18 protein-coding genes, 1 tRNA gene and 2 pseudogenes are annotated in these 19642 nt (G+C 51.6%); 13 read left to right on the top strand and 8 right to left on the bottom strand.

The genetic code is table 11. From position 1 onward, the window contains the following. The first annotated feature begins 181 nt into the window (after window positions 1-181). Window positions 182-985 carry a 2,5-didehydrogluconate reductase DkgB gene (gene dkgB / locus FDW95_RS08675; RefSeq protein WP_115259375.1) on the top strand — a complete coding sequence of 268 codons (804 nt, stop codon included), beginning with the start codon at window positions 182-184 and terminating at the stop codon, window positions 983-985. Between the two features lie 29 nt (window positions 986-1014). Here dkgB and yafC read toward each other — a convergent pair whose 3' ends face one another. Further along, the gene (gene yafC, locus FDW95_RS08670; protein ID WP_096758211.1) at window positions 1015-1929 is read right to left on the bottom strand and encodes a DNA-binding transcriptional regulator YafC; all 915 of its coding nucleotides are present in this window, start codon (window positions 1927-1929) and stop codon (window positions 1015-1017) included. A gap of 105 nt (window positions 1930-2034) precedes the next feature. On the opposite strand from yafC, the gene FDW95_RS08665 reads away from it, so the two are divergent. The 3 genes from FDW95_RS08665 to FDW95_RS08655 all read left to right on the top strand — a co-directional run bounded on the left by FDW95_RS08665 (window position 2035) and on the right by FDW95_RS08655 (window position 4991). Further along, window positions 2035-3210, top strand: coding sequence for an MFS transporter (locus FDW95_RS08665; protein WP_115259373.1), 1176 nt, complete (start codon window positions 2035-2037; stop codon window positions 3208-3210). A gap of 131 nt (window positions 3211-3341) precedes the next feature. Further along, window positions 3342-4142, top strand: coding sequence for an endonuclease/exonuclease/phosphatase family protein (locus FDW95_RS08660; protein ID WP_115259371.1), 801 nt, complete (start codon window positions 3342-3344; stop codon window positions 4140-4142). Between the two features lie 78 nt (window positions 4143-4220). Next, entirely contained in the window at window positions 4221-4991 is a 771-nt protein-coding gene (locus FDW95_RS08655) for a class I SAM-dependent methyltransferase (protein ID WP_115259369.1), read from the top strand. Window positions 4992-5039: 48 nt separating this feature from the next. Here the strand turns inward: FDW95_RS08655 and mltD are convergent, their stop codons facing one another. Continuing rightward, on the bottom strand, window positions 5040-6398 hold the full coding sequence (gene mltD, locus FDW95_RS08650) for a murein transglycosylase D (RefSeq protein ID WP_096758207.1): 1359 nt from the start codon (window positions 6396-6398) through the stop codon (window positions 5040-5042). A 71-nt stretch (window positions 6399-6469) separates the two neighbouring features. Beyond that, window positions 6470-7225 carry a hydroxyacylglutathione hydrolase gene (gloB, locus tag FDW95_RS08645; RefSeq protein ID WP_115259367.1) on the bottom strand — a complete coding sequence of 252 codons (756 nt, stop codon included), beginning with the start codon at window positions 7223-7225 and terminating at the stop codon, window positions 6470-6472. Between the two features lie 33 nt (window positions 7226-7258). Between gloB and FDW95_RS08640 the strand changes: the two genes are divergently transcribed. Continuing rightward, window positions 7259-7981: a class I SAM-dependent methyltransferase gene (locus FDW95_RS08640; RefSeq protein ID WP_115259365.1), complete on the top strand. Its 723-nt coding sequence runs from the start codon at window positions 7259-7261 to the stop codon at window positions 7979-7981. On the opposite strand, the pseudogene rnhA reads toward FDW95_RS08640, so the two are convergent. Continuing rightward, a pseudogene (gene rnhA, locus FDW95_RS08635) lies at window positions 7978-8554 on the bottom strand (ribonuclease HI). The gene FDW95_RS08640 and the pseudogene rnhA sit on opposite strands and share 4 nt — an antisense overlap. Here rnhA and dnaQ point away from each other — a divergent pair. Together dnaQ and FDW95_RS08625 are read left to right on the top strand one after the other, a co-directional pair. Then, window positions 8508-9236 carry a DNA polymerase III subunit epsilon gene (gene dnaQ / locus FDW95_RS08630; protein WP_181883346.1) on the top strand — a complete coding sequence of 243 codons (729 nt, stop codon included), beginning with the start codon at window positions 8508-8510 and terminating at the stop codon, window positions 9234-9236. The pseudogene rnhA and the gene dnaQ sit on opposite strands and share 47 nt — an antisense overlap. Window positions 9237-9369: 133 nt before the next feature. Continuing rightward, window positions 9370-9446 (top strand) — tRNA-Asp (locus FDW95_RS08625). Between the two features lie 99 nt (window positions 9447-9545). Here the strand turns inward: FDW95_RS08625 and FDW95_RS08620 are convergent. The 3 genes from FDW95_RS08620 to fadE all read right to left on the bottom strand — a co-directional run bounded on the left by FDW95_RS08620 (window position 9546) and on the right by fadE (window position 13433). Next, on the bottom strand, window positions 9546-9956 hold the full coding sequence (locus FDW95_RS08620) for a hypothetical protein (RefSeq protein WP_096758202.1): 411 nt from the start codon (window positions 9954-9956) through the stop codon (window positions 9546-9548). A gap of 155 nt (window positions 9957-10111) precedes the next feature. After that, complete coding sequence (locus FDW95_RS08615; RefSeq protein ID WP_115259360.1) at window positions 10112-10879, bottom strand: amidohydrolase; 768 nt, start codon at window positions 10877-10879, stop codon at window positions 10112-10114. A 109-nt stretch (window positions 10880-10988) separates the two neighbouring features. Then, a complete protein-coding gene (gene fadE / locus FDW95_RS08610) occupies window positions 10989-13433 on the bottom strand; it encodes an acyl-CoA dehydrogenase FadE (RefSeq protein WP_115259358.1) in 2445 nt (814 codons plus the stop codon). Window positions 13434-13672: 239 nt separating this feature from the next. Between fadE and lpcA the strand changes: the two genes are divergently transcribed. After that, the gene (gene lpcA, locus FDW95_RS08605; RefSeq protein ID WP_096758199.1) at window positions 13673-14251 is read left to right on the top strand and encodes a D-sedoheptulose 7-phosphate isomerase; all 579 of its coding nucleotides are present in this window, start codon (window positions 13673-13675) and stop codon (window positions 14249-14251) included. Window positions 14252-14362: 111 nt separating this feature from the next. Beyond that, the gene (locus FDW95_RS08600) at window positions 14363-15130 is read left to right on the top strand and encodes a class II glutamine amidotransferase (RefSeq protein ID WP_115259356.1); all 768 of its coding nucleotides are present in this window, start codon (window positions 14363-14365) and stop codon (window positions 15128-15130) included. On the opposite strand, the gene dpaA is transcribed toward FDW95_RS08600, so the two are convergent. After that, complete coding sequence (gene dpaA / locus FDW95_RS08595) at window positions 15101-15841, bottom strand: peptidoglycan meso-diaminopimelic acid protein amidase (RefSeq protein ID WP_096758197.1); 741 nt, start codon at window positions 15839-15841, stop codon at window positions 15101-15103. The genes FDW95_RS08600 and dpaA overlap by 30 nt on opposite strands. A 348-nt stretch (window positions 15842-16189) precedes the next feature. Here dpaA and FDW95_RS08590 point away from each other — a divergent pair, with 348 nt between their 5' ends. The 4 genes and pseudogenes from FDW95_RS08590 to dinB all read left to right on the top strand — a co-directional run bounded on the left by FDW95_RS08590 (window position 16190) and on the right by dinB (window position 19614). Continuing rightward, the gene (locus tag FDW95_RS08590; RefSeq protein ID WP_096758196.1) at window positions 16190-16951 is read left to right on the top strand and encodes a C40 family peptidase; all 762 of its coding nucleotides are present in this window, start codon (window positions 16190-16192) and stop codon (window positions 16949-16951) included. Between the two features lie 193 nt (window positions 16952-17144). Then, a pseudogene (locus tag FDW95_RS08585) lies at window positions 17145-17789 on the top strand (OmpA family protein); the annotation flags it as partial. Between the two features lie 57 nt (window positions 17790-17846). Further along, the gene (locus FDW95_RS08580; RefSeq protein WP_115259354.1) at window positions 17847-18494 is read left to right on the top strand and encodes a DNA primase; all 648 of its coding nucleotides are present in this window, start codon (window positions 17847-17849) and stop codon (window positions 18492-18494) included. 64 nt (window positions 18495-18558) lie between these two features. Then, window positions 18559-19614, top strand: a complete 1056-nt coding sequence (gene dinB, locus FDW95_RS08575; RefSeq protein ID WP_115259352.1) for a DNA polymerase IV — start codon at window positions 18559-18561, stop codon at window positions 19612-19614. The last annotated feature ends 28 nt before the right edge of the window (window positions 19615-19642 follow it).

Below are 19642 nucleotides of genomic sequence, written 5' to 3'. Positions count from 1 at the left end.
GTCCCGTCCGTTCCGCCACTTATTGAAAGCCCTGAGTTAACGCTCAGGGCTTTTTCTTTTGCTGTCATTCAATTATTGCTAAATCTGCAAAAATCCTCTGCGTTATACGCTCTTTTTATCTACACGTTAGAAGGCCATACTCCTCCGACTAACGAAGACTGTGATTAAAAAGAGGAAATTTATGACTATCCCTGCATTCGGTTTAGGTACTTTTCGCCTGAAAGACGACGTCGTTATCGCTTCTGTTAAAACAGCTCTGGAACTGGGCTATCGTGCCGTCGATACCGCACAAATCTATGATAACGAAGCCGCGGTTGGTCAGGCGATTGCTGAAAGTGGTGTGCCGCGCAGTGAGCTGTATATCACCACCAAGATTTGGATTGAGAATCTCAGCGAAGAAAAACTGATCCCGAGCCTGAAAGAGAGTTTGAAGAAACTGCGTACCAATTACGTTGATCTGACGCTGATCCATTGGCCTTCACCAAACGATGCGGTTTCTGTTGAAGAATTTATGCATGCATTACTGGAAGCTAAAGCACAGGGCCTGACTCGCGAAATTGGTATCTCTAACTTTACCATTCCGCTAATGGAAAGAGCCATTGCTGCAGTGGGCGTAGAGAACATCGCGACCAACCAGATTGAGCTGTCCCCGTATCTGCAAAGCCGTCAGGTGGTTGACTGGGCCAAAGCGCACGGTATTCACATCACGTCTTACATGACGCTGGCATACGGTAAGGCACTGAAAGATGAAGTCATTGCCGGTATTGCCGCGAAACATAATGCGACACCGGCTCAGGTGATTCTGGCATGGGCGATGGGTGATGGATACTCGGTGATCCCTTCTTCGACCAAGCGAGAAAACCTGGCCAGTAACCTGCTGGCGCTGGATCTGCGTCTGGATGCTGAAGACAACGCGGCGATCGCGGTGCTGGACTGCAACGATCGTCTGGTTAGCCCGGAAGGTCTGGCACCCGAGTGGGACTAATGACCTGACCCTGCGACCCCCTGTGCCCTTTAACCCTCTTTCACAGCTCCTGCGGGAGCTGTTCTTATATGTTCACTCAAAAAGTCGATAAATGCCCGAATGCGAGTACTTACTGCCCGATCGCTGTAGTAAACAGCGCTGAACGGCATCTCTACTGGCAGGCGTTTATCCGCCAACAATTCGACCAGTTCACCTCGTGCGATCTCCTTATCAATCATATAATCTGAAAGACAGGCAATACCGTTTCCGCTCAGACAAAGTTGTTTTAGCGTTTCGCCGCTGTTAGAAGATAGTCCGCATTCAGCCTCATGAAGCTGCCCATCGCTGCATGCAATCGGCCAGGTATTGAGTGAAACCGGTTCAGAAAAACCGAGACACAGGTGCTGCTTAAGCGCTTCGACGCTCTCTGGAACACCAAATTTCGCAATATAGTCAGGCGAAGCAATAATCTTACGATAGCTGGTAAACAATGGACGTGCGCGTAGGCTCGAGTCAGTCAGCGTGCCTGCACGTATAGCTACATCCACTTTTCGTTCAATAAGATTGATGAACGTCTCTGAAGAGACCAGCGACAGCGTCATCTCAGGATAGCGTTCGCGGAAGGGCTTGATGAGCGGAATCAGGAAATGCAGCATAACCGGCGTTGCGGCGTCAATGCGCAGCAAGCCACGCGGCGTATTGCGAGACTCCATAATTTCCGTCTCTGCGGCGGCCATTTCCTGCAAGATTAGCTGTACGCGCCTGAAGTAACGTTCACCTTCCTCGGTCAGGCTTAGCTGTCGGGTGGTCCGATTGAGCAAGCTGACGCCCAGTTTCATCTCCAGTTTTTTTACGGCCCGACTGACGGCAGAATTGGCCTGTCCCAACTGCTCTGCGGCGCGGCTAAAGCTACCGCTTTCCACAACAGCCACAAAAATCGCCAGTTCTTCTGAGGTTGCTTTCATTTTTGCACCTGAAGCAAAATTATATTGAGATTTTGAATATTTTTGTTATTAAAGCATCCCGGCATACTGCATGTCATCTGATTACTGATGATATGGAGTTTATTTATGCCACTCGCTTTATTCGCACTGACTATAAGTGCCTTCGCCATTGGCACGACCGAATTTGTGATTGTCGGCCTGGTACCGACTATTGCTGAACAACTGGCCATCTCTTTGCCTTCTGCGGGGATGCTGGTTTCAATTTATGCGCTGGGGGTGGCGATTGGCGCACCAGTGCTGACCGCTCTGACAGGGAGCCTGCCGCGTAAACAGCTGCTGGTTGCGCTGATGGTGCTGTTTACTGCCGGTAATTTGCTGGCTTGGCAGGCTCCGGGCTATATGACCTTAATTGTCGCCCGTCTGTTGACCGGTCTTGCACACGGCGTGTTCTTCTCGATTGGTTCAACCATTGCAACAAGTCTGGTGCCTAAAGAGAAAGCGGCTTCGGCCATCGCCATTATGTTTGGCGGTTTAACGGTGGCCCTGGTGACGGGCGTCCCGCTGGGCACATTTATCGGTCAGCATTTTGGTTGGCGTGAAACCTTCCTCGCAGTCTCAATGCTGGGCGTCATTGCGCTAATTAGCAGCCAGTTGCTGATCCCGGCGAATATTCCAGGTCGGGCTGCCGCCAGCATCCGCGATCAGGTGAAAGTCTTAACCCATCCTCGTCTGCTGTTGATTTATGCGGTTACGGCGCTGGGCTATGGTGGCGTCTTTACGGCGTTTACCTTCCTTGCACCGATGATGCAGGACCTGGCCGGATTCTCCCCGACAGCGGTAAGTTGGATCTTATTGGGATACGGCGTCTCTGTGGCTATCGGTAATATCTGGGGCGGTAAACTGGCGGATAAACATGGTGCAGTCCCTGCATTGAAGTTCATTTTTGCTGCACTGTTTGTTCTGCTGATGCTATTCCAGTTAACGGCATCCACGCAGTACGCGGCGCTGGCAACGATATTAGTGATGGGGATCTTTGCCTTTGGTAACGTACCGGGATTACAGGTTTATGTTGTGCAGAAAGCGGAACAATTTACCCCCAATGCAGTTGATGTCGCCTCCGGACTGAACATTGCGGCGTTTAACGTCGGTATTGCACTGGGTTCGGTGATTGGCGGGCAAACGGTAGAGCATTATGGCTTAGCGCAGACGCCGTGGATTGGCGCGCTTATCGTACTGGCTGCTTTCTTACTGATGGGCATCAGCGGTCGTCTTGATAAACCTGCGCGGATCACGCTGGGATAACTCATTGATGTAAGTACCCACTTACAAAACAAACTGCAATTGCTCGTTGAAAGTAAGCCTTAAAGTCCCTATAACTGAAGAACCAGTCCGGCTGCGGACTGGTTGACGTTACAGAGGTTTGAAAGTCTACAGTGCGAAAAAACACCTATGCTATGCGCTATGTTGCCGGACAACCCGTTGAGCGGATCTTACCGCCACGGTCGTTTGCGCATATTGGTCAGGCATTACCCGCCGGCGTTCCCTTAAGCAGTGAAGACCGTATTCGCGTGCTGGTGTGGAATATTTTTAAACAGCAGCGGGCAGAATGGTTGTCGGTGCTGAAGAACTTTGGCAAAGACGCGCATCTGGTGTTATTGCAGGAAGCCCAAACCACGCCGGAACTGGTGCAGTTTGCGACCGCTAACTATCTTGCTGCCGATCAGGTTCCCGCCTTTGTGCTGCCTCAGCACCCCTCTGGCGTCATGACGCTGTCGGCGGCACATCCTGTTTACTGCTGCCCTCTACGCGAACGTGAGCCTATTTTACGGCTGGCAAAGTCGGCGCTGGTGACGGTATATCCCCTGCCAGACTCACGTTTATTGATGGTGGTGAACATCCACGCGGTTAACTTCAGCCTCGGGGTGGATGTCTATAGTAAGCAGTTACTTCCCATTGGCGATCAGATTGCTCATCACAGCGGCCCGGTGATTATGGCCGGTGATTTCAACGCCTGGAGCCGTCGACGGATGAATGCGTTGTACCGTTTCGCCCGTGAAATGTCGCTACGCCAGGTGCGCTTTACCGACGATCAGCGCCGACGCGCGTTTGGTCGCCCGCTCGATTTTGTGTTCTATCGTGGTTTGAACGTCAGTGAAGCCTCTGTGCTGGTGACGCGCGCATCCGATCACAATCCACTACTCGTTGAATTTAGTCCCGGCAAGCCTGAACAATAAAGGTGTGTCAGGTCTGCCGTGGGGCAGGCCTGTTAGGGTGCTGTCCTTTATCTTTCACCACAACCGAAGGACAACACAATGACTACACGCTCTCATCATGACAACGTCGAAAAGCAGTTTGGCTCGCAAGCGAATGCCTATTTAACCAGCACGGTACACGCCTCTGGCCGTGATTTACAACGGCTGGCGGAAAGGCTGTCGGCATTTCCACAGGCCAGCGTTCTCGACATGGGATGTGGTGCGGGACACGCCAGCTTTGCGGCGGCACATCAGGTAAAACAGGTCGTGGCGTATGATTTATCGGCGCAGATGCTCGACGTGGTCGCGCAGGCGGCAAAAGAGAAGGGATTAGACAATATCGCTACCCGGCAAGGATATGCCGAAAGCCTGCCGTTTGAGGATGGCTCTTTTGATGTGGTGATTAGCCGCTATTCTGCGCATCACTGGCATGATGTCGGACGCGCGCTGCGAGAAGTGAATCGTGTATTGAAACCTGGCGGTGTGGTGATTGTGATGGATGTCATGTCACCTGGGCACCCGGTGCGGGACATCTGGCTGCAAACCGTTGAAGCGTTACGCGATACCTCACATGTGCGCAACTATTCCAGCGGTGAGTGGCTGTCATTGATGAATGATGCCAATCTGATTGCCGATACGGTGTTGACGGACCGCCTGCCGCTGGCGTTTAGCTCATGGGTCGCGCGGATGCGTACTCCGCAGGTGTTGATTGACGCGGTTCGTTTATACCAGCAGAGTGCGTCTGCCGAAGTGCAGGCCTACTTCGCGTTACAGCAGGACGGGTCGTTCACCAGTGACACGATTATGGTTGAGGCGCATAAAGCGGCATAAATAAAAAAGCACTGGGGGGAAACCAGTGCCTTAATGTTTATCCTGCTATCAGGAGTCCGGCATACCGTTGTTTTTCACAAACAACGTCAGCTGATCGCCCGGCTGCAGATTGTCGGTATCGTTATTCCAGCGCATCACATCCTTGATGTTGACCCCGTGACGTTTAGCTATGCTCGAAAGCGAATCGCCCTTACGTACACGATAGGTAATGCTATCGCTGTTTTTAGCCAGTCGCTGCGCGCTGGTGCCTGCACCTACGGTCAAGCTTTGGCCCACTTTCAGAGTCGAACTACGCAGATTATTCCACTGCTTTAGCTCATTCGCATTCACGCCAAGACGTGAAGCGATGCCGGAAAGCGTATCGCCAGAGCGAACCTTGTAGCTACGGCTGTTCAGCGGCGTGTTATCCGCGACCAGCGTTGACTGTACGGCTGCAATTTCGCCTGACGCCAGGGACTCACGCAGTTTCTCCGCGTGCTTCTTTGGCACCATCACATATTGCGGGCCGCTGACACCCAACGTGGAGCCTTTCACGCCAGCATTGAAGGTCTTCAGCTTGCTGACGGAAATACCCGCCATATCGGCAACCTGAGCCATCTCAACCGGGCTGTTCAAGCGAACACGTGCCAACGCGCGGCTTTCGTCTGTGGTTGGCAGACGCACGCCATAACGCTTGCTGTTCTTGAGAATATCACTCAATGCCAGCATTTTGGGCACATACTGCTTCGTTTCCTGAGGCAGAGGGAGTGACCAAAAATCGGTGGGCTTGCCACGAGATTTGTTCGCTTTCATTGCCTTCATCACGCGACCTTCACCGCTATTATAAGCAGCAACGGTCAGCAGCCAGTCGCCATCAAACATCTTGTTCAGACGCTGCATCATGTCCAACGCGGCAGTGGTGGAAGCCACAATGTCGCGACGTGCATCATAATTGCGGGTCTGCTTTAAACCATAATTGCGCCCCGTGCTCGGAATGATCTGCCAAATGCCTGCGGCATTGGCGCCAGACGTTGCGTGAGGATCAAAAGCGCTCTCCACTATGGGTAGGAGTACCAGCTCCATCGGCATGTTACGTTTCTTAACTTGCCCGGCTATCCAGTACATATACGGCTCTGCCCGTAACGTTACATCGTGGAGATAGCTCTTATTGCGTAAATACTTCTGTTTCTGTTCGCGAATCCGGTTGTTTTCCGGAATTCCCATCTTTAGCTCGTCACCAATGAAAGCCCACAAATCCTGATCGGCGGCGATAGATGTCCCATCGTCCATCCAGCGCGCCTGGCTTGTAAACTTTCCTGCTTCCCCTTGACCAGCTGCAGAAAGGCTCTGTGCGTGTTGTTGGACGTTACCAGTATTCTGGCACCCAACAAGCAGGACAGAGGCGAGTAATATCGCTTTTGCCTTCATGTGTGTGTCAATAGTTGCTTAAAAGACGACCGATCATAACGGCGAAGTTTTCAAAAGGCAACCCAGAATTGTCAGAACGTATCTTTCTTTGACCTTAACCACGCAAAACGCGCTTCAGGTTGTTGCAATATTGTTTCTTTGTTTATTTCATTAATTAAATCAATATCTTCCGTTCTTAAAAAAATATTATTTCTGCGCTCATTTTTCAGAATTACGGGTAGTGTCATTTGGTTTTTTACGCGTAACTCATTAACTTTACGATAATAATCATTTATGGACGGATCGTGCGGGAGGATGCTTAAGGCAAACTTCATATTTGCTAAAGTGTACTCATGTGCGCAACAAATTAACGTATCATCAGGAAGGGCACTTATTTTTTTAAGTGATTGATACATTTGTAATGTTGTGCCTTCAAAAAGCCGGCCGCAACCGCCGGAAAACAGCGTGTCGCCGCAAAACAGATAAGGATGGCTGAAGTAACAGATATGTCCTAAAGTGTGACCTGGCGTGGCAAATACGCTAAATTCATGCCCTAAAACGAGTGCGATGTCACCCTCTTCGACTACACGTGTGGTTCCCTTATCTTGTGTTTCAGCAGGTCCATAGACCACTATTTGTGGAAAGCGCTGCACAAGTTCTTTCACGCCGCCAACGTGATCATGATGGTGGTGGGTAAGTAAAATAGCCTCTGGCACCCAGTTGTGCTCAGCAATGGCTTGTAGCACCGGAGCCGCCTCGCCAGGATCGACAATCAGGCAATGATTCTCATTATTGGTCAGGACCCAGATGTAATTGTCATCAAAGGCGGGAATACTGTTAAGATTCATAAATTACCTCTCAATGCGAAACGGAAGGTTGTGATGAAACCGGCAAGGCTCCCTCAAACTGTCGTAGCGCCCGTGAGCTGGGATGATTTACCCTGGGGCGAACACTATCGTGAGGCGCTGGAGTATCAGCTTAACCCGTGGTTTGCAAAAATGTACGGTTTTCATCTGCTTAAGATTGGTAATTTAAGCGCAGAAATCAATTCCGAAGCGTGCGCGGTTTCTCATCAAGTCAATGTTTCTTCGCAAGGCTCGCCGATGCAGGTGCTGGCGGATCCTCTGCATCTTCCCTTTGCCGATAAATCTGTTGATGTGTGCCTGCTGGCGCATACGCTGCCGTGGTGCTCCGATCCGCATCGCTTACTGCGCGAGGCCGATCGTGTGCTTATCGATGACGGCTGGTTAATACTGAGCGGATTCAACCCGGTCAGCCTGATGGGCCTGCGCAAGCTGGTACCGGTATTACGTAAAACATCACCTTACAACAGCCGGATGTTTACGCTGATGCGCCAACTGGACTGGCTTTCGTTGCTGAATTTCGAAGTGCTGCACGTCAGCCGTTTTCACGTTTTGCCCTGGAAGAAGCACGGGGGAAAAATGTTAAGTGCGCATATTCCGGCGTTGGGATGTATGCAGCTGGTGGTCGCGCGCAAGCGAACTATCCCGCTTACGCTTAACCCAATGAAACAAAACAAAAGCAAAGCGCGTATCCGCCAGGCCGTTGGTGCAACCCGGCAATACCGTAAACCGGACGCTTAAGCTTCGGGTTGATACCCAACATCATCCTGTGTAGGACTCATCGCCGCGGCGCGGGCAAGCTCGTCGCAGCGTTCGTTTTCCGGGTGGCCAGCGTGGCCTTTGACCCATTCCCACTTGATTTGGTGCTGACCCAGCGCCGAATCCAGGCGTTTCCAGAGATCGACATTCTTGACCGGTTTTTTGTCTGCGGTTTTCCAGCCGCGTTTTTTCCAGTTGTGGATCCACTGGGTAATACCCTGGCGCACATACTGGCTGTCGGTACTGAGCACCACTTCACATTGTTCTTTAAGTGCTTCCAGCGCGACGATAGCCGCCATTAGCTCCATGCGATTGTTGGTGGTGAGGTTGTATCCTTCGCTAAAGGTTTTTTCTCGCCCGCGAAAGCGTAAAATTGCCCCGTAGCCGCCGGGCCCTGGATTTCCCAGGCAAGAACCGTCGGTGAAAATTTCTACCTGTTTAAGCATCTCTGGTAGACTTCCTGTTTTAGAGATCGATATAAACGATAAGTCTGACATAAATGACCGCTATGAGCACTGGAATTACACGGCAGATCGTCCTCGATACCGAAACCACCGGTATGAACCAGATCGGTGCCCACTACGAAGGCCACAAGATTATTGAGATCGGTGCGGTTGAAGTGGTGAACCGACGCCTGACCGGCAATAACTTTCACGTTTACCTGAAGCCCGATCGGCTGGTGGACCCGGAAGCGTTTGGCGTACACGGCATCGCGGATGAATTCCTGCTCGATAAGCCCACTTTTGCTGATGTTGCCGATGAGTTTCTTGACTACATCCGCGGTGCGGAGCTGGTCATCCATAACGCATCGTTTGATATCGGCTTTATGGATTATGAGTTTGCAAAGCTCCATCGCGATATCCCGAAAACGAACACCTTCTGTAAAGTGACCGATAGCCTGGCGCTGGCGAGGAAGATGTTTCCTGGCAAGCGTAACAGCCTTGATGCACTATGCTCGCGTTATGAGATAGACAACAGCAAGCGTACCTTGCACGGCGCATTGCTCGATGCTCAGATTCTGGCCGACGTTTATCTGATGATGACCGGTGGGCAGACCACGATGGCATTTTCCATGGAAGGTGACAGCCAGCAGCAGAATGATACCGGGATCCAACGGATTATGCGTCAGTCCGGCAAGTTACGTGTTGTTTTCGCCACTGATGAAGAGTTAGCGGCCCATGAGTCGCGCCTTGACCTGGTTCAGAAGAAGGGCGGAAGTTGCCTCTGGCGGGCATAGTTTGCGCGTTTACCGTGCAGAAATGGCTATTCGGGTGATTTTTGCAGCAAACGATTAAAAACGTGAGAAAAAGCGTTGACGAGGGGCGAGGCAATCCGTAATATTCGCTTCGTTCCCAAGCGGAACACAACGCGGAGTGGTAGTTCAGTTGGTTAGAATACCTGCCTGTCACGCAGGGGGTCGCGGGTTCGAGTCCCGTCCATTCCGCCACTATTCAGAAAGCCTGAATCAGCAATGATTCAGGCTTTCGTCGTTTTAGCCCACCAAAAAAATAACAAGCTCGCTACCAAGGGTAACGAGCTGTCAGCATTACTCGCCCAGCGTCTGTGCGATATCTTTTTGCACCAGCTTACGCTGCTCAGGCGTGAGGACTTTACTCAGATCAAAGTAGTATTTCACGCGGTAGTAACGTGCCTGCTGTTCGATGTTGCTGAACGCGGCAAGCTGTTTCTTAACAGCGGCATCATCCCATTTTCCGGACTTGATCACGTCAATCAGCACGCCGTCTTTAACGTCGTTCACCGAAATCTGGCTGACATTGGTTTCCAGCTGTTGGTGCAGCTTTTTAATCTGCGCCACCTGGTCATTGCTCAGTTTCAGGTGCTGTACCACTGGATCCTGGGCCGGGGCCGGAACGTTGGATACGTTTGCTGCAAGTGTGCTAAAGGAGGCACCCGCCAGGGTAGCAGCCAGCAAAGTCATGCGTACAAATTTCTTCATTTTGATATCCTGATAAGGGAATTTACGTGTGATTATCATTTTCAGAATACGTTGCCTGAGGCATGTCGCCACGCGAATTTGTTTTGCGGTTAGTTACGGAGTGAAACAATCCCGCCACGGGGAAACCGTTCCGTAACGGGAGAGAAGATATATCTCTATAGCGTAAACGGGTCGGCATCCTGCCAGGCTGGAAACTTCTCGCGATACTCCCGCAATGCTGTAAGCGACAGCTCAGCATCAATCCGCGTGGCCTGGTGCGCCTCGGCGGTGGCAATAATTTCCCCTTGCGGGTTAATTACCCGGCTGTCCCCGCGATAATGATGGCCATTGCCATCGCTACCAACCCGGTTACATCCTGCTACATAAGCCTGGTTCTCAATTGCCCGGGCGACCAGCAGTGCCTGCCAGTGCAGTGAGCGTGGTGCAGGCCAGTTTGCGACATATAATGCCAGGTCATAATCCTCGCGATTGCGTGACCATACCGGAAACCGTAGGTCATAACAGACCAGCGGTAAAATACGCCAGCCGCGCCATTGAACAATGACGCGTTCTTCTCCAGCCTGATAATACTGGTGCTCGTTCGCCATGCGGAACAGGTGGCGTTTATCATAAAAATGAACGCATCCTTCGGGTTCTACCAGTAAAAAACGATTTACCGGGCCACGTTCTGACTGTAACGCGGCGCTGCCGGCGATTAGCGCATTTGTCTGCTGCGCTTTGGCGTGCATCCAGCGAACAACCTCTTCCTGCGTAAGCGACGTGCTGGCCGCTTCCATCGCAAAGCCGCTGGTAAACATCTCGGGCAATACAATGACGTCTCGTCCGGTGATGGTTTCAAGCTGTCGGTCGAAATGGCGCAGGTTAGCCGGGCCATCCATCCAGATCAGTGGTTGTTGCAGTAGGGTAATTTTCAAACCAGGCACAATCGAGGCTCCTCGTTGAACAGCATTTTGACACTGTAGCATGAGCATTACCGAAAATGTGGCAATAAAAAGCCCCGCGTTAAGCGGGGCTGGAAGTCGTGTGCGATCGCTATGCCGCTTCGACTTTACGCACTTTCTCTGGCAACTTTACCGGCTGGCTCGCCAGCTCCTCAGGGTCAAAATCATCCACGTTGATGCTGCGCAGACGGCTTTCTTCCGCTTTCACCAGAATCGCGGCTTCGTCTTTATCAATCAACCCTTTTGCCAGCGCGTTACGCGCCAGTTCATCCAGGCGGGTAAACGGCAGGTTTTTACCCAGCTCTTTGCAGATACGCTGGTGGATAGGGTCGGCGGCAATCACGTCCAGCAACGCTTCTTCCAACAAGCCGACCGGATTGTATTGGCTTGGCGTCAGGTACTGACCGCGACCGATGCGTGAACGGGTTGCGCTCGGCACCTGCAAAATCTTCGCAACTTTATGATCCAGTTTGTCAGAAGGCGCATGGTAGTGGCGACCGGTCGGGAAGATAACCACATTCAGCAGCCCGGCAACGAAACGATTCGGGAAGTTTTGCAGCAGATCGTCCATCGCCTGTTCCGCTTTATACAACGCATCCTGTACGCCCCAGTGAACCAGCGGCAGGTCGGCTTCATGGCGGCCTTCGTCGTCATAACGCTTCAGCACGGCGGAAGCCAGATACAGCTGACTTAACACATCGCCCAGACGCGCGGAGATACGCTCGCGACGCTTCAGACTACCGCCCAGCACGGCCATGGAGACATCTGAGAGTAATGCCAGGTTGGCACTCAGACGGTTCAGGTGCTGGTAGTAACGTTTGGTGGCATCACCGGTTGGCGTGCTGCTGGTAAGCCCGCGCGTCAGACCGAGCCAGAAACTGCGTACCTTATTGCTGCCGACGTGACCAATGTGCTTAAACAGCAGCTTATCGAACGCATTCACATCGTTGTTCTGCGCCGCCGCCATCTCTTCCAGCACGTACGGATGGCAACGAATTGCCCCCTGGCCGAAGATCATCATGCTACGGGTCAGAATATTGGCACCTTCAACGGTGATGGCGATCGGGGCGCCCTGGTAAGCACGCGCCAGGAAGTTGCTTTCGCCCAGCATAATGCCTTTACCGCCAGTGATATCCATCGCATCGATGATTGACTGCTGCCCGCGGTGGGTACAGTGATATTTCACGATGGCGGAAAGTACCGCTGGTTTTTCGCCGAGCATAATACCGTAGGTAATCAGCGACGCCGCGGCGTCCATCACGTAGGCGTTACCGGCAATACGCGCCAGCGGTTCTTCAATACCTTCCATCTTGCCGATAGAGATTTTGAACTGGCGACGAATATGCGCATAGGCACCTGTTGCCATGGCAACCGATTTCACGCCACCTGTCGAGTTAGATGGCAGCGTAATGCCGCGCCCCACAGACAGACATTCCACCAGCATACGCCAGCCCTGACCGGCCATCTTCGGGCCACCGATAATGTAATCAATCGGTACAAAAACATCTTTACCCAGCGTCGGACCGTTCTGGAACGGGACGTTCAGCGGGAAGTGGCGACGACCAATTTCTACACCCGGTGTTGAGGTGGGGATCAGCGCGCAGGTAATGCCCAGATCTTCTTCGCCGCCCAGCAGTTTTTCCGGGTCGGAGAGTTTAAACGCCAGGCCCAGCACGGTGGCGATAGGGGCCAGCGTGATATAGCGTTTGTTCCAGGTCAGCCGCATACCCAGCACCTGCTGACCCTGCCATTCACCCATGCAAACTACGCCGGTATCCGGAATCGCCCCTGCATCGGAGCCCGCTTCCGGGCTGGTCAGCGCAAAGCAAGGGATTTCCTGACCACGCGCCAGACGCGGCAAATAATGGTTTTTCTGTTCTTCGGTGCCGTAATGTTGCAGCAGTTCACCCGGGCCTAATGAGTTAGGTACGCCAACGGTGATCGCCAGGATCCCGGAGACGCCGGAGAGTTTTTGCAGTACGCGAGCCTGTGCATAAGCAGAGAATTCCAGACCGCTGTACTCTTTCTTGATGATCATCGCAAAGAAGCGGTGCTCTTTCAGATACGCCCACAGTTCTGGCGGCAGATCCGCTAATTCATGGGTGATCTGGAAGTCATTTGCCATGCGGCACGCTTCTTCGACCGGACCGTCAATAAAGGCCTGCTCTTCTGCCGTCAGGCGTGGCTGCGGATAGCTGTGCAATTTCTTCCAGTCCGGTTTGCCCTGGAACAGATCGCCTTCCCACCAGGTGGTACCGGCATCAATCGCTTCTTTCTCGGTGCGCGACATCGGCGGCATAACCTTACGGAAGCCGCGGAACACTGGCGCAGAGATCATGGATTTACGCATCGGCGTAAAGTTAAACGGCACCAGAATAATGGCCAGAGGAACCAGCAGCCAGACCGACCACAGGCCAGCTACGCCGAGCGCAGCCGTCCATGCGAGCAAAATTACGCTGCTGAGAAACAAGCTCACGCGGTGATAAAACAATACGCCGAGCAGAACAATCGTTGCGAGAATACTCAAAATCATCATATCGAAAAGCTCCCTTGCTTGTAGGAGGTCTGACCACTTGTGATGATATGGTTGTAGTGGATGTAAATTCTTTTAGCAATGTGTTTACAAAATAATTACAACAAAGCTCACATTGTTGTTGTTTTCACCGGCACAAAAAATCAAAAGCCACAGCCATTCCTGTGGCTTATGCTTCTCGCCTGTAGTGCTATCCGGTACACTGCATCTTGTCATTTACATTCATGCTGAAGGATATCCTCATGTACCAGGATCTTATTCGTAACGAACTGAGCGAAGCGGCGGAAACGCTGGCTAATTTTTTAAAAGATGACGCCAATATTCACGCTATTCAGCGCGCGGCGGTCCTGCTGGCAGACAGTTTTAAAGCGGGTGGCAAGGTACTTTCCTGCGGTAACGGCGGCTCCCATTGCGACGCAATGCACTTTGCTGAAGAGCTGACCGGGCGCTACCGTGAAAACCGTCCGGGCTATCCGGCGATCGCTATCTCTGATGTCAGCCATATCTCCTGCGTCAGCAATGATTTCGGTTACGATTATATTTTCTCTCGCTATGTTGAAGCGGTAGGGCGTGAAGGGGATGTCCTGTTAGGCATTTCGACCTCCGGTAACTCGGCAAACGTGATTAAAGCCATTGCCGCTGCGCGTGAGAAAGGAATGAAAGTCATCACCCTGACCGGGAAAGATGGCGGCAAAATGGCCGGCAGCGCCGACATTGAAATTCGCGTCCCGCACTTTGGCTATGCTGACCGTATTCAGGAAATTCACATTAAAGTGATTCATATTCTGATTCAGCTGATCGAAAAAGAGATGGTTAAGTAAGAAGGCTATTGCCGGATGGCGGCTGAAGCCTTATCCGGCCTACTTGCGTTTTGCGTAGGCCTGATAAGTGTAACGCCATCAGGCAGTTCAGCGTTTTAAGGTAGGTGATATATGTGCGAACTGCTCGGGATGAGCGCCAATGTGCCAACCGATATTTGCTTTAGCTTCACCGGGCTGGTTCAGCGCGGGGGAGGTACCGGGCCGCACAAAGACGGCTGGGGGATTACGTTTTATGAAGGTAAGGGTTGCCGTACATTTAAAGATCCGCAACCCAGCTTTAATTCGCCTATCGCCAAACTGGTACAAGACTATCCCATCAAATCCTGTTCCGTGATTGCTCATATTCGTCAGGCGAATCGGGGAGAAGTGGCGCTGGAAAATACCCATCCGTTCACGCGTGAACTGTGGGGGCGCAACTGGACCTATGCCCATAACGGACAGCTAAGCGGTTATAAATCGCTGGAAACCGGTAATTTTCGTCCGGTCGGAGAAACCGACAGCGAAAAAGCGTTCTGCTGGCTGCTACATAAGCTGGTTGAACGTTATCCGCGTACGCCGGGCAACATGACTGCGGTGTTTAAATATATTGCCGTCCTGGCCGGGGAACTGCGTGAGAAGGGCGTCTTCAACATGTTGTTGTCCGACGGGCGCTACGTGATGGCGTTCTGTTCGACCAATCTGTTCTGGATCACCCGCCGCGCACCTTTCGGCGTGGCGACGTTATTGGATCAGGATGTAGAAATCGACTTTAGCTCCGAGACCACACCCAATGATGTGGTCACCGTGATCGCTACGCAGCCGCTGACGGGCAATGAAACCTGGCAAAAGATTATGCCAGGTGAATGGGCGCTATTTTGTCTCGGGGAGCGTGTAGTTTGACGCCAGCTGTGGCTGTATCACTTCATGACTCAACGGTTTGCTAACGACGTAACGACCATCGACCACGGAAACAGTCGGTGGCTTACGCGTCTGTTCAAAATAGTCGTATCCCGGTTTTAGCTGCGACCAGAACTCTTTGTAATACGAGTTCTGGTGGCGCTTCATGTTGGTATCGGTCATGCGGAACGGATAAATGCTGACCTGCACGCTGGACTGGCCAAATACTAACGCCCCAGTGACAAACTGGAAAATCTCATCAATGCCGTTGTCGGTCATGGCATAGCAGCCGACAGAAACGCAGGCGCCATGGATCATCAGGTATTTACCTTCGTATCCGTGCGCACGATCGTAGGCGTTGGGAAAGCCAATATTAATCGCTTTATAAAAGCGGCTATCCGGTTTGAGCTGACCGCGCTGTACGCTGTAAAACCCTTCCGGGCTTTTAAAATCGCCCTGACGTTGCTTGGGTCCTAACCCGCCGGAATAGTTACAGATCTTGTAGCTGTCGAGCAATTGATACTGTTCGCCCATCTTGACGTACAGATCCAGCGTGCGTTCTTCTTTAAAGATCTGAATATAGACAGGAGATCCCATCAATTGCTGCTTATATTCTTTGCTGACAGGTGCAGTTGGACTGCTGCTGCTCAGCAAACCGGCAAATGAAACGCACGGTAATAAAAGCATCGCAAGAAAAAATGCGATTTTACGCATACTGCTTATTCCTTGATAAAACGGTTACACACGCCAGGACGGCAAATAGAGTCGCCAAATCGGATAAATCTGGATTTGGAGCGCTCACATTAGCACCAAGAAAGTTTTTCGCAAGTCTCTCGTGCTGCGTTTACACTTTAGTTTCTCTTTATACGCAAAATTGGACTTAAAGGCAGTCAGACAGCGGCGTAATTTGTCGCTGCTATCCGTCCATTGCATAAGATTAATACTGACTTTCTAATCTATTGAATTTAAAAAATTAATCTATTAATAATCAAATATTAAAAAAGATATCCCGCCAATAGCAGTACACTGCGCCGAACGTGTTTGACCAGGTATTCTTTTTTCATGTCTTTTGCCACTGCACCCCGACGCCTTTTGCCGGGCCTGCTGTCTTTGTGTGTCGTGTTGTCATTACCGTGTATCGCCAAAGTTCAGCCTGTCTTATCAAATACCCCCTTAAACTATGCGGCGCAGTTGCGTATGCGTAATCGTGCCCGGTTACTCAAGCAGTATCATGTGCAGGTAAAAAAGCAGGCCAGCTACGTGGTAGAAGGTAATGCGGAAAGTAAAAAGGCACTGCGCCAGCAGAATCGCGTGCAGATTAAACAGCACCCGGAGTGGTTCCCAGGTCCGCTTAAAGCCAGCGATCATCGCTGGCAGGAACTCGCCGAAAATCCTCATTTTCTCAGTAGCGATCACCTGCACAACATCACTGAAGTGGCGATTCATCGCCTTGAGCAACAGTTAGGTAAACCGTATCTGTGGGGGGGAACCCGTCCGGATGAAGGCTTTGACTGCAGCGGGCTCGTTTTCTATGCCTACAATAAAATTCTGGCGGCGAAACTGCCCCGTACTGCCAATGAAATGTATCACTATCGGCGGGCGACAATTGTCTCTAATCGCGATTTACGTCGTGGTGATTTACTGTTTTTCCATATTCACAGCCGGGATATTGCCGATCATATGGGCGTCTATTTGGGGCAGGGGCAATTTATTGAGTCGCCACGTACCGGCGAAACGATCCGGGTCAGCACCTTGTCCGAACCTTTCTGGCAGGATCATTATCTCGGTGCCCGACGAATTCTGACGGAAAATACAATTCTGTAATAGTCAGGCGGTACTTTCAGCACCGCCTCATCACGCATTAGCTCAACGCGCCCATAATTTTTAATTCCAGCTCATCCGGCACTTCATTATAAGACAGCACCTGTAGCCGATTGCACCGGGGGCCAGCAGTAAAAATGTCACTCGCAGCAAGTCAGATAAACAAGCGCTACCGCAGGAAACGGCTAAAGTGACGGAAGAAACGGCCAAAAAAGTCATGGATGTGAATGAGAAGACGGCGTTGCTGAAGAAAAAGTCCGCGACTGAACTGGGAGAGCTGGCGACTAACATCAACACCATCGCCCGCAATGCGCATATGGAAACTAACCTGGAGATGGAGATCGTCCCTCAGGGGTTACGCGTGCTGATTAAAGATGACCAGAACCGCAATATGTTTGAACGCGGTAGCGCGCGGATCATGCCATTCTTCCGATCGTTACTGGTTGAACTGGCACCGGTTTTTGACACGCTGGACAATAAGATCATCATCACCGGTCACACGGATGCGATGGGCTATAAAAATAATATTTATAACAACTGGAATCTGTCTGGTGACAGGGCGCTCTCCGCCCGACGTGTGCTGGAAGAAGCGGGGATGCCGCAGGATAAAGTCATGCAGGTCAGCGCCATGGCGGACCAGATGCTGCTGGATGCGAAAAATCCAGAGAGCGCGGGTAACCGCCGCATTGAGATTATGGTGTTGACGCAAAGTGCGTCCGACACGCTGTATCAATACTTTGGTCAGCACGGCGAGAAGGTCGTGCAGCCGTTGGTGGATAAGCTGGATAAACAAAAGCAGGTGACTTCCTTACGTCAACCCCCTGTTGTTGTGCCTCATTAATTCTGTTCTCTCGTCCCCCACGCAACGTGGGGGCATATTATTGCTAAGGAAGGTAATGTGATAGCTGTAACTCAAATTATTCCACTGAATATTCAATCAGATAATGTTACAGATGTGGCCTGTCAGGGCGCGCATTTCGATAATGTATCAGGGATCTGGTACACCGAGCCTGATGGGCTAAAGGAGGGGCTTTTGGACTATGCCTACACTATGGATAGTTACAACATCATCGCGCCCTACTATCTGGTCATTACCTCAAAGATGCACTGCTGGAACTGCCATCAAATCACCCGAATCCATGGGGTTATGTTTACCCGTTATATTAAAAAAATACAGGATGGTGAAGGCTGGCTGTCCGTCAGGCGGAATACGTTTCTGTTCCATATTAATGCGCTGCCAGAAGAGATAATGAAGAACATCAAGGCCAGCAATTACTACCTGGATAAGAGTAAAACCACCGGACTACGCTACTGGATGAACCATTGTGAAATTTGCGGCGAGCGTTTGGGAGACTATGAACTTTTCTGCGTTGAAAATGATGCCTTTCGCCGGATGACCATTGAAAATCTGCTTAAGGCGAATGTGCGAAAAGTGAATAAGCTGTTTGTCAGTACGGCGGGTAACCCTGCAGAGCATGCATCAAAAGAGATTGTGCGTTATCTGTGTGATGCCCGTTTCGTTATGAATGGACCCGCAGTACCGTAATACGTGTTCAGACTTCTCATTACATAAAGATACTGTATACTTAAACAGTGTTGTGGGAGGGGCGATGCGTAAAATTATACATGTCGATATGGACTGCTTTTTCGCGGCGGTGGAAATGCGTGATAACCCCGCGCTGCGTGATATCCCGATCGCTATCGGTGGCAGCCGTGAACGCCGGGGGGTGATCAGCACCGCCAATTACCCGGCGCGGAAATTTGGCGTACGCAGCGCGATGCCCACGGGGATGGCGCTAAAACTGTGCCCGCATCTCACCTTATTACCCGGTCGTTATGAGGCGTATAAAGAAGCGTCTCGCCAGATTCAGGCGATCTTCGCACGCTACACCTCGCTTATCGAACCCCTTTCGCTGGATGAAGCCTATCTGGACGTCACCGACAGCACGCACTGTCACGGATCGGCCACACTGATTGCCCAGCAAATTCGCCAGACGATTTTTGACGAGCTACAGCTCACCGCCTCCGCGGGGATTGCACCGGTCAAGTTTCTGGCCAAGATCGCCTCCGATCTCAATAAGCCCAACGGGCAATATGTGATCACACCGGATGATGTGCCGGAATTTATCAGAACGCTCCCGCTGGGGAAAATCCCCGGCGTCGGCAAAGTTTCCGCCGCCAAGCTGGAATCCATGGGATTACGTACCTGTGAAGATGTACAACAGTGCGACCTGGCGATATTGCTTAAGCGTTTTGGTAAATTTGGTCGCGTGCTGTGGGAGCGCAGCCAGGGTATTGACGAGCGGGATGTGAATAACGACAGAATGCGCAAATCCGTCGGTGTTGAACGCACGCTGGCAGATGATATTCATGAGTGGTCAGAATGTGAGGCGATTATCGAGCGGCTTTATCCGGAGCTGGAGCGGCGTCTGGCAAAGGTAAAACCGGATTTATGTATTGCTCGCCAGGGCATTAAATTAAAGTTTAATGACTTTCAGCAGACCACTCAGGAGCACGTCTGGCCGCGCTTAAGTAAAGACGATTTGATTACCACGGCGCGCAAAACCTGGGATGAGCGTCGGGGAGGACGTGGGGTCAGGCTGGTGGGATTACACGTCACGCTGCTGGATCCACAGCTGGAAAGGCAGTTGGTACTGGGGCTTTGAGTTGGATGTATTGCCGGATAGCGGCATA

Source organism: Citrobacter sp. wls718, assembly GCF_005280945.1.
Taxonomy (GTDB): Bacteria; Pseudomonadota; Gammaproteobacteria; order Enterobacterales; family Enterobacteriaceae; genus Citrobacter; species Citrobacter gillenii.
The sequence above is the reverse complement of the archived record's forward strand: the minus strand, read 5'-3'. Positions and strand labels throughout refer to the sequence as shown.